The following is a 9,123-nucleotide window of genomic DNA, read 5'->3' as shown; positions in this document are numbered from 1 at the left end:
CGATGGCGGCGGTGCCGGCGGCGATGATGTCGGGGCGGGCAAGGAGCTTCTCGCGGTGGGCCTGTCGGTAGCTTTCGCAGGCGAGGGGTTCTTTCCGGGCCAGGCCGTGGCGCTGCCGGTACAACTCGGGGGTGAGCCCGTGCCGGCTGAGATGACCAGGGGTGAGCACACGCATCCACCGACCGCACTCGTGACACATGATGGCGTCCTCGTCGCGGTCGACGACACCAAAGAGGCCGTGCCCGGAGGGTCGTGCACCGACCTCATCGATGCCGGTCTCCAAAGGCTTGTCCTGCCGCTGGCGGTGACGGTGATAAGAGCACAGCTCGGTGATGGCCGAGTCGCGTGGACGCGGACAGCCGGCCACCCGGCATGGGGTGTCATCCCGGGCTCCAGCTCTCCGCATCCCGCGCTGACCTGAGGGCAACCCGCCCCGCTCGACAGCGTCCTGGTCACTCATGGGCCGGGTGGACGCCCCTCGATAAGGAGCGGGGTCGCTCTCCATGCTCGCTAGACATCTGCCGCGCTGTCCGCGGCAGCAAACCAGTCGGGCTCCGCGGGCGGGCTAGGTACGGGCACGGACGCGTCCCGCTCGCCCCGGAGCCGACGCGACACCTCCCACATCTCGGGCACATGGTGAGGATGGCGCTCGGCATGCCAGGGCGCTTCCAGCGACGGATGCGCATGAACCACGTCGACAAGATCACCATCCTTGACGCCCAAGAGGATCGGCCACGTCGGTGGGAACTCCCGCCGGCCGAGATACAGCGGCCAGCGCGGCCGCAGCAGCGCCGAGGCGCACTCCTCGACCAGGGCGTCATTGCCGGTGACACCCACGAGGAATATCGCATCTTCGAGGTGGACCGACAGCGACGGCGCGGGCAGGACCTGCCCCTGCTTGGTGAGCCGACGGGACATTCGGAACTCGGCGCTCTTCTCCCCGGGCTGGTCGGCGCGCACGAGCACGCGCAGCGCGCCGAGGTCGCTCATGTCCTGCCCCCGCTCACGACCGAGCGCGGCCGCGAGGAGTCCGGTGACGCCCGAGTGAGTCGGCATCAGGTCCTCGCGCGAGGCAGCAATGTCCCGCTGCCGTGACCCGGGGATGAAGGGCTGCTGACGCACGTCCCAGCCCTGCATCGGCCCGGCGAGGCGAAGCAGGAGCACCTTCATCGCTGCACGTCCTCGTCGAGATAGCGCAGCCGCAGCCACCCCACCGACGCGGCGACCCGCCCCATCGCAGCCCGGTGCCAGCTCGCGGGGTACTCGACCTCGGGGTGCTCCTCGGCCAGGGACTCATCGTCGGGGTAGGTGGCCGCCCACGCCGTGCCGTCCTCGTCGGGGCCATCAATGCGGCACCGCTCGATGAGCGCGGCCACGAAGGCATCCTGATGGTCAATGAGCTCGCGGACCTCCTGCGCAGCACCGGCAGGGATGCGCGCCGAGCCCTGCTCCCACCGCCGCACAGTCCGGCCGGTGACATCAAGCCGCCAAGCGATCCAGTCTCCGGTCACACCCAAATGCTCGCGGGCGATGCGGAACTCCGCGGCCGTCATGGCCGCGGTGTTCCGGTTGGTCGCGGTGTCACTCATGCGGTCGCCACGCGCTCGACGATCGCCCAGAAGGTGTCGTAGTCCATGGCCGGGCTGCTCCAGCCCTCGCCGGGGGTGTAGGTCCAGGTGCTGCGCGGGGCGACCTCGAAGATCGCCTCCTCGATGGCCTCTTCGGTGGCGCTATCGAACTCGCCGGCAATGGCGGGGTAGATGGCGTGGGCAATGATGTCGTCTTTGGTGATGTCGTTCATGGCTTTCCCCTTCGGGTCTTGGTCTGGGCCTCTGCCCTGACCTCGTGATAGCTACTATATGTCCTAAACTAGGACACGTCAACCTAGGTGGTCCACCGGACCGGTCACAAGCTGATCAACGGTCGCAGCTCGCCCACTCGTAGGGCTTCGACCACGCCGGGGCGAGGGTCTACTTACCCAAGGCCTCGCGCAGAGTCTTGCGCGTAATGCCGGCACTCTCGGCCGCGCGGACCTCGGACTGCCACCCCATCTGCACGGCCTCAACAGCCGCCGCCTTGGACTCGGTCATGGCCGCCTCGAGAGAGGCGCGAGCAAGGTCGAGCGACTCGCCCGCGTCCGACGTCCGCAGGCGCGGGTCGCGCGGTGGGTCGAGCAGCTCGATCGCCTTAGCTCGGTCCGCGGCGAGCCGGCCCTCATCGAGCGCCCCCACCGTCTCGGCCCACGCGTAAGCCGCCTCCGCGACGGCGACAGCGGTCAGCCCTTTGGCAACCTCGCCCAGCCGTTCAAGGCTGTCGTCGGTGACCTTCCCCGCACGGTGATGAGCGAGCACCTCCCCAAGGTCACGCGCGACGTCGCGCGTGCTATATCGCCAGTGCGCGATACAGACATCTCCAAAGTCGCCCGCGCTGAAGTCACACAGCCAGCACGCGCTCACCGGCACCGGCATCGCGGGATCAGCGAGTGCAGCCTCGCGAGCCTCCCGGCTGCTCATCGTCCGACCCGCAGACCACGCGTGCCCGCAGGCCATGCGCTCGCACGCATCGAGTGGGGCACCTCGGGCGCGCTTGACGCGACCGGGGCCGGGAACTCGCGCAGTAGGGTCGCCTCGATGCTGCTGCAGCGCGCGTTGTCGATCCACCACTTCGCGTCCGTGGTGGCGGCGATCTCGACGCCCCGGGCGAGCATCACAGCGGCGCGCTCGTCGGTGTCGGCAGCGGCCTCAAGGCGGGCCCGCGTCTCGTCCCAGCGGGCAAGGTACGCGGTCCGGATGTCCTCGGCCCACGCACACTGCTTGGACGAGCCAACGAGACCGGACTCGATAGCGGCGATACCCCGAGCTGCGGTGGCAATCTCGCGGCAGGACGGACAGGTCAGGTTGGCGGCGACCCATGCGGCCTTGCGCTCGCGCTGCTCACGCCCCCCGGTCCACGTGATCTGCACGCGGTCGGTGTGGCCGCAGGTGGCGAAGGTGACGGTCTCGGTTCCAGTGCCCATGTATACGACTATACACCCAATCCTGACTATCAGTATACAGTTCGGGTCACGGGTGGGTAACGGTCTCATTGTCCCCGCGGGGGCCAGCCCGCGCGCACTCAGGAAGGCCAGTCCGAGTGAGGACACCTGGCCATGGCCTCCGAGCTTCAATGAGTGCCCAACGCCGAGTCGCCCGATCACGCACGGCAACTGCCTCAGCTCATGGCAGCGGTTGCAGTACCTGCAGTACGGCCCCATCGCCTTGACGTCCTACCTTGGCTTCTTCGTTGGCCGACCGGGTGCCCCCGCTGCCCAACAGGCTATCCCTAACGCTGCGCTCGGTACACGATTGGTGACCGACCCACCTCCTTCACGTTGATGGGCACCTGACACCCTGCAACCCGCCAGCTGTCACCACGCGTTGCCAGACCCAACGACCAGACCTCCACCCGCCCCTAACCAGCTAAGGCCACCTATGACCAAACCGAAACCACGGCAAGACCCACAGCGCACCTACGGCTACCTCGAACTCGCCGACCTGATCGAGCAACAGCTAGGCATCCGACCCTCGCTCTCGACCCTACGAAGCGCCGCCGCCAGACCCGCCGACCCCGCGCTATCAGCTCGCCTCACTACCGGCATGCCGCAGCCCCTACCGCCGCACACCAAACCAGCCCGCTTCGACGCCGACGCGATCGACGACTGGCTTGATCACCACCCCCTGCTCACCCACCGCATCCGCGACCAACGCCTCCGCGACCTCACCACCGCCGTCGGCCACGGCGACACCAACGCCATCCCCCACGCAGTGGCCCGCGCACGAAAAGCCGGCGCCTCCTGGAGCGCCATCACCACCGCCCTACAAGCCGGCGGCTGGCCCCACGGCCGCACCTGGGCATACCGCATCTACAAAGACACTCAGGCGTAGAGCGTCCGGCAGCCTGGCCGGCCGGACGGCCCCACCACCGAAGGAGTCTCACTGCCGCGGCCCCACCACCGAAGGAGTCTCACTGCCGCGAAGCCACCACCGAAGGAGTCTCACTGCCGCGAAGCCACCGCGGCGCCACAACCGAACACGGGAGCACACCGCGAGACGAACAGCACTGTCGATCACCGCCGCAGCTACCAGCCTCACCCAACCAGCCTGCTGCTCGGAGTCCCCGATCGCCTAGTGTGGCTGCTGCCCCAACCGGTACGGCGGACCGGCAATCGCCCCCATTGCGCTGGCAGCGGCTTACCGGCTCAGACAGGGGTCAGCCGGTGGGCTGGCAGCCATTCCTGGACGATGAGGTCTCCGCCGGGGCGCGGTATGACATAGATCGTCAACGCTGCCCACCCAGCGGGTTCCTGCGCCCATTGCAACACCAAGCCCTGCAGCGGGCCGTCAGGGTGCTGCACATGACAATGCCGGCGCCGGCCATCACCCCCCGGTGTTCGACCGCTCAGCGCCGGCGGCGCCGGCGGCGCAGTGCCGGTCAGCACTGGCCGGTCACACAGCGCCACCCCCCGAGCCGGCAGAGCAGCCATGAGGATCACTTCGAGCGACCGAATGTTCGGAGTCGAGGACGTTCACGCCATTGTCCAGGCGGCGATCGCGTGCGACCGGGAATCCCGCTAGGACGCGGTCGTCTCCGGCGCGTCCTCGACGTCCAACAGCGCCGCCAACTCGATCACAATCCCGGTCACGGACACCCCGCCCACGGAGACTCGTTGCAGGATCGACGGCTGGCCGTTGCCCTGCTGCTTGCGGCCCCACCGCGTCGAGGATAAGCCTTCCCGATGGATACCCTCCCAGGCTGCCGTGTCGCGCGAGGCCGACAGGGCGTCGGCGTGTCCTTGGATCGCCACCTGGTAGGCCGCTGTTTTGTCGAAGACGATCGCAGGCTCGCCGTCCTTGAAGACCAGGACGCCGATGCGCTTGCCTCCTGGTCGCACCCCGTCCGGGTTCGGGGTCCAGCCCAGCAGTGTGTTGATGGTTTCCGCCCGTTGACCCCAGCGGTCGGGGCCGACCGGCATCGGCGCTCCCGGAGACCCGGACGGGGTGCCGATGTGAGCACCGTGCGCGGACAAGACAGACCGCAGCCGGGACAGAAAGATCGTCCCCAGCGAGAATGATTGCGCGGTGCTCGCGCCATCATTGGCGATCGTGTCGAAGGCGGCGTACAGCGCCGACAATCGGTCGCCGAACTCATCGTCCATGCCCAGTTCGGCGATCACGTCGGACAAGACGTCCAGCCCTAGCATCATGTCGGCAACCACGTTCGCGGGGCGCTGCGAGCCTCCCGCGACATCCATTTGGGCGCTCACCGAAGTGGCGTTGTCGTCCATCCGCTGCTGCCATTCTTCGCGAGTGGCGGCCCACCCGTTTGCGGCGATCCGTCGAGCCATCATTCGCACGGCGTAGCCGGTGACGGTTGCCTGTATGCCTTGGGCGGAAACGCGGTCCAGCCGATCGGTGGGAACCCGCGAAGGGTTCAAGAAGCCTCTCGCCACCCGCATCGGGACGACCCGGTTGAGGATCGAGGGGACTTCGGTGGACTGCTCGGCGCTGACCACCAGCAAGGCGATCGGCTTGAATACCTGTGCGCTGCCGAGGCTGGCGGTGGCACGCAGCCGACCGTGCCCGTTGTGGACAGCCCTGAGCATTTCGTCGACGGCGGACTCGGTTCGTCGCTGGGCCTGGGTGTCGTGCCCGTTCGGGGCAACGTCGTCGGTGACCCAGATCGGCGACCGCGCGAGCATCATTTCCTGCGCGGTCTGCGTGTCTTTCGCCGAGCCGGGGAGCCGATTCGGGGTCCAGACTCCCCCCGTCGGCTGCCAGAACGCCATAATCGCGGCTGAGGTGTAGGACTTGCCGAGATTCGTCCCGCCCGTGATGTAGAGCGGCGAGGCGCACCGGACCGGCACCACAGGCCGCAACCCCGCAGCGAGAGTGATCGCCGCGCTACGTGGATCGGTCCACACATAGTCTTCCGGATGCTCGGGGAAGTAGGTGTTCATGGTGGTCCGCACCGCGGACCGGGCGTCGTCATCGTCGTCGGGCAGGATCATCCCGAAGGATCGCCAGCCCGACATCACCGAGTCGTCAATGCCGAGGTGGACGCTGTCGGGGTCGATCAGACCGTTCGCGCCGATGACGACATCGCCCATCGCCATGACCGGACACCCGTCGTCCATCGGCAGCCAGCCCATCTGCTGCCAGGCCGTGCGGTAGACCCGCTCCGAGTCGCGGTATCCCATCATCGCGCCTGTGAACTCTTTGTGGGTCGGCGGGAACGCCAGCGGGTCGGGGCCGAAGTGTTCGGTCGGCATGACGACTCCGACCTGGGGGGCGGTCCATCGGTCCGGCACCGTCCACAGCATGTTCTGGTTGCCGTGCAATTTCCGGGTGATGACGTCTTGGCCGCGGAGCCAGGCGAACTCGACGGTGACGGTGCAGGCCGCTTGATCCAACTCGGAGCGAGGCGTCGTGTTTCCGGTGAGGGTTTCTTGGGGCGTGACGAATCGTGGGCGGACCACTTCGGAGACCCGCGCGACATAGGGGTATACGTCCACCCAGCGCCCCCCGTCGCCGTCGGGGTTGGGCTCGAACTTTTGCGTCGTCAGCGTCGTGTCGTTCATCCGCCACCGGCCTTCGGTGCCGGGCGGGTTCGGCGGCGGGAAGTCCGCCGTTGCCGCGGCCAGCAAGTCGTGCAGCGGGATGCCGCGGGCCAGGACGTCGTCGATGCCGTCTTTCGGCTGGTATCCGGCGGTGTTCGCGAGGTGAACCATCTTGGCGTCGGCGTTGCGGCTGCCCGACGTGAGGTACTGGTGCAACCGCCCCGCCTGACGGGCGACAGCGGGGTTGGTTTCGATGTCGCCGTCCAGCGCGACATAGAACGTCCGGTTGCGGACGTCGATCGCGTTCCATTCCGGATTTTGGTGCCAGTTGCCGACGCCGACCATCCCGATCACCAAGAAGCGTCGCTCCGGCTCGATCGTGTCCATCAAGGCGCTGAGCCGGTCGCGGGCGGCGTGAATGTCTTCGCCGGGGTCGATCATCAGGTCGTCGGAGTCAATACCCGCCTCGATCAGGAAGGCCGTCGTCAACGAGAGCGCCTTAATGAGTCCTTCGGTCAACGCGATCGTCGGCGGGGTCGATGACAGCCACGACGTCGGCGTCGCCGGGTGGACGCAGAGCACCGAAGACAAGCTCGACAACACGAGGTACTTGCCTTCTGGCTTGCCTTTGCGGTCCACCCGCAGCGACGACGAGTGTGGGCGAACCTGCCAGGACGACACCCGCGCCGGGGCGGCCGGCATACCGTGTTCGCGGGAGAGCTTGCGACTGGCCCAGTAGCCGACGACATCGCCGGGGGTGTGCCACGGCATCGCCATCGCGTCCCCGGTCGAGCAGGCCGCGACCAGTGCGCGGCTTGAGCGACCGTCGCGACCGATGGAGGCGTTGAAGGCGGCAACGGTGGCCCCGGTGATAGTTGCGAGCCCTTGCGCGTAGGCGACGAGCGGGGCCACCGCTGATGCGTAGAGTTTGACGGCTCCCTCGCCGATGATGGGGGCGTAATCCGCCGGACTCCATACGCTCATGCACGGTCTTTGCCGTTCAGGGTGCCGTCGCGGCGCGGCTACGGCTACCGTGGGTGCTCTGACTCCAACCTACGGGCGTCCGCACTCCCGATCACCGAACGACACCGAGGCGCAATTCTGCTGCGCGACTGAGATGCACAGTGGAGCCTTCCCCGCGTACCCGTGAGTAAGTCGATCGTTATGCCGCAGAATCCGTTACCACCGTCGTCAGCCGCTCTCGGGTGGTCGCTGACCCTCGTCGAGCCGCTGCTGCCCACCGAGCGCCGAGCGCTCTTCGAGGCGGCGATGCACGAGGTGGTGGTGCGCACCCCGGATTGGGCTGCCACCTTTTTCGGCGGGTTCGCCACCGATGTGATGTTGACTCTCCCCGAAGTTGACCCGTGGCGGCTGCTGTCGGGGAAAGTCGGCTCTTTCACGGTCGGCCCCAGGCCGCCAGCGGAGGATGGGGCGGTCACCCGAGTGGGGGAGAAGTTCGGCACAGTCCGCAATGGGTTCGATCGACTGCCCCCGATGTATGACGATCCGCGCAACGACCCCTACCTGGTTGCCTTGACGCCCGATCTCAGCCCCGCCGCCGCGGCCGTGCTCGCCGCGGCGGGATACGGCTGGGAGCAGGCCAACGAGATGCTTCTGGCGGCGTCGGTGACTCCCGGAGAAGCCGAAGCGTCTGACGTAAAGGTGTTGCGACGTCGCACCCCCGCCGACCGGCTGTTCGTGGTCGGGTCGGAGGCGGTGCGGTGGGCGATCCACCGACGACGCAGCTATGCCGGGAAAGACGACTTGTGGCCGCTGGAGGCCGCGTCTCGGTGGGCCTGGCGAGCGGATCGAGTGTCCCAAGGCGAGGCGTCGGCGCTACCGAGACCCGACCAAGACGAGGCGTTGAAGCTTCATCAGTGCCAGTGGTTCCCCGTGGACGACTTCGATTCGAGCCAGTTCTGACGGATTTCGGCGAGAAAACTCCGGATTCGTGGTGTGACGAACGTCACAACGTGCCCCGTGCTTCGCCGACCCCGTCGTCTCCGGAGCCCGAAAATCACCCCTGAACCCCGGATTCGGGCCATGTTGGGGGGTTCACGGAGGAATGTCATGTTATCCATGTCACCCAGTGATGTAGGTCACAAACGCTTGACACGTTGTGTTCACGATGGTGTATCACGCGCGCGCGTCCGACGGGTATGGAGACCCCTTGGTTTTTCCCATGAGTCAAATGAGTCAAAAATAAATCGAAAATGCCCACCATATACCCGGTATTCACGCAGGTCAGGAGCCTGTTGACTCATTTGACTCATTTGACTCATGCGAAACATAGCCCCCCCTTGTAGAGAGAACATATATACCGAATCCAGGGAATATAAATGTTCTCCCGCATCAGGGGGTATGTATGTATTAGTCAAATGAGTCAAGTAGTAGTAGTAGTAGTAAAAAGGGCCTCTGACCTGCATGTTCGATTTGACTTTCGATTTGACTCATCCGGGATTTGCGTGAGTCAACGTGAGTCATTTCCAAACCGTGTTCGATTGGGGATGATTTGACAATCGGGCGAA

General features: G+C 66.5%; 10 protein-coding genes. 2 read left to right on the top strand and 8 right to left on the bottom strand.

The annotated features are described in order from the left end of the window. The 6 genes from BN13_RS19625 to BN13_RS10680 form a co-directional block, all read right to left on the bottom strand. On the bottom strand, positions 1 to 283 hold a 283-nt coding region (locus tag BN13_RS19625), incomplete at its 3' end, for a MucR family transcriptional regulator (protein ID WP_162199947.1). Between the two features lie 227 nt (positions 284 to 510). Beyond that, entirely contained in the window at positions 511 to 1,170 is a 660-nt protein-coding gene (cas5e, locus tag BN13_RS10700) for a type I-E CRISPR-associated protein Cas5/CasD (RefSeq protein ID WP_048546727.1), read from the bottom strand. After that, positions 1,167 to 1,589 (bottom strand): helix-turn-helix domain-containing protein, encoded by a 423-nt coding sequence (locus BN13_RS10695; protein ID WP_048546725.1) that lies wholly within the window; start codon positions 1,587 to 1,589, stop codon positions 1,167 to 1,169. The genes cas5e and BN13_RS10695 overlap by 4 nt, the downstream gene beginning before the upstream one ends. Then, a complete protein-coding gene (locus BN13_RS10690) occupies positions 1,586 to 1,801 on the bottom strand; it encodes a hypothetical protein (RefSeq protein WP_048546723.1) in 216 nt (71 codons plus the stop codon). The genes BN13_RS10695 and BN13_RS10690 overlap by 4 nt, the downstream gene beginning before the upstream one ends. 169 nt (positions 1,802 to 1,970) lie before the next feature. Then, positions 1,971 to 2,513 carry a hypothetical protein gene (locus BN13_RS10685; protein WP_157038551.1) on the bottom strand — a complete coding sequence of 181 codons (543 nt, stop codon included), beginning with the start codon at positions 2,511 to 2,513 and terminating at the stop codon, positions 1,971 to 1,973. Then, positions 2,510 to 3,016: a hypothetical protein gene (locus BN13_RS10680; RefSeq protein ID WP_048546719.1), complete on the bottom strand. Its 507-nt coding sequence runs from the start codon at positions 3,014 to 3,016 to the stop codon at positions 2,510 to 2,512. Before BN13_RS10680 ends, BN13_RS10685 begins: the two co-directional genes overlap by 4 nt. A gap of 454 nt (positions 3,017 to 3,470) precedes the next feature. Between BN13_RS10680 and BN13_RS10675 the strand changes: the two genes are divergently transcribed. Further along, positions 3,471 to 3,923: a hypothetical protein gene (locus BN13_RS10675; protein ID WP_048546716.1), complete on the top strand. Its 453-nt coding sequence runs from the start codon at positions 3,471 to 3,473 to the stop codon at positions 3,921 to 3,923. A gap of 314 nt (positions 3,924 to 4,237) precedes the next feature. Here BN13_RS10675 and BN13_RS19295 read toward each other — a convergent pair whose 3' ends face one another. Both BN13_RS19295 and BN13_RS10670 read right to left on the bottom strand, forming a co-directional pair. Next, entirely contained in the window at positions 4,238 to 4,393 is a 156-nt protein-coding gene (locus BN13_RS19295) for a hypothetical protein (RefSeq protein ID WP_157038550.1), read from the bottom strand. Between the two features lie 216 nt (positions 4,394 to 4,609). Further along, complete coding sequence (locus BN13_RS10670; RefSeq protein WP_048546714.1) at positions 4,610 to 7,579, bottom strand: hypothetical protein; 2,970 nt, start codon at positions 7,577 to 7,579, stop codon at positions 4,610 to 4,612. Between the two features lie 162 nt (positions 7,580 to 7,741). On the opposite strand from BN13_RS10670, the gene BN13_RS10665 reads away from it, so the two are divergent. Beyond that, positions 7,742 to 8,518, top strand: a complete 777-nt coding sequence (locus BN13_RS10665) for a hypothetical protein (RefSeq protein ID WP_157038549.1) — start codon at positions 7,742 to 7,744, stop codon at positions 8,516 to 8,518. Positions 8,519 to 9,123: the final 605 nt, after the last annotated feature.

Source organism: Nostocoides jenkinsii Ben 74 (assembly GCF_001046875.1).
In the GTDB taxonomy this organism is placed as follows: Bacteria; Actinomycetota; Actinomycetes; order Actinomycetales; family Dermatophilaceae; genus Nostocoides_A; species Nostocoides_A jenkinsii.
This window is presented reverse-complemented; position numbering and strand designations above follow the sequence as displayed.

Bases quoted from the DNA above. Each gene is read 5' to 3' on its own strand.
- cas5e (WP_048546727.1), bottom strand. From the start codon at position 1,170: ATGAAGGTGCTCCTGCTTCGCCTCGCCGGGCCGATGCAGGGCTGGGAC.
- BN13_RS10690 (WP_048546723.1), bottom strand. From the start codon at position 1,801: ATGAACGACATCACCAAAGACGACATCATTGCCCACGCCATCTACCCC.
- BN13_RS10685 (WP_157038551.1), bottom strand. From the start codon at position 2,513: ATGAGCAGCCGGGAGGCTCGCGAGGCTGCACTCGCTGATCCCGCGATG.
- BN13_RS10680 (WP_048546719.1), bottom strand. From the start codon at position 3,016: ATGGGCACTGGAACCGAGACCGTCACCTTCGCCACCTGCGGCCACACC.
- BN13_RS10670 (WP_048546714.1), bottom strand. From the start codon at position 7,579: ATGAGCGTATGGAGTCCGGCGGATTACGCCCCCATCATCGGCGAGGGA.
- BN13_RS10675 (WP_048546716.1), top strand. From the start codon at position 3,471: ATGACCAAACCGAAACCACGGCAAGACCCACAGCGCACCTACGGCTAC.
- BN13_RS10695 (WP_048546725.1), bottom strand. From the start codon at position 1,589: ATGAGTGACACCGCGACCAACCGGAACACCGCGGCCATGACGGCCGCG.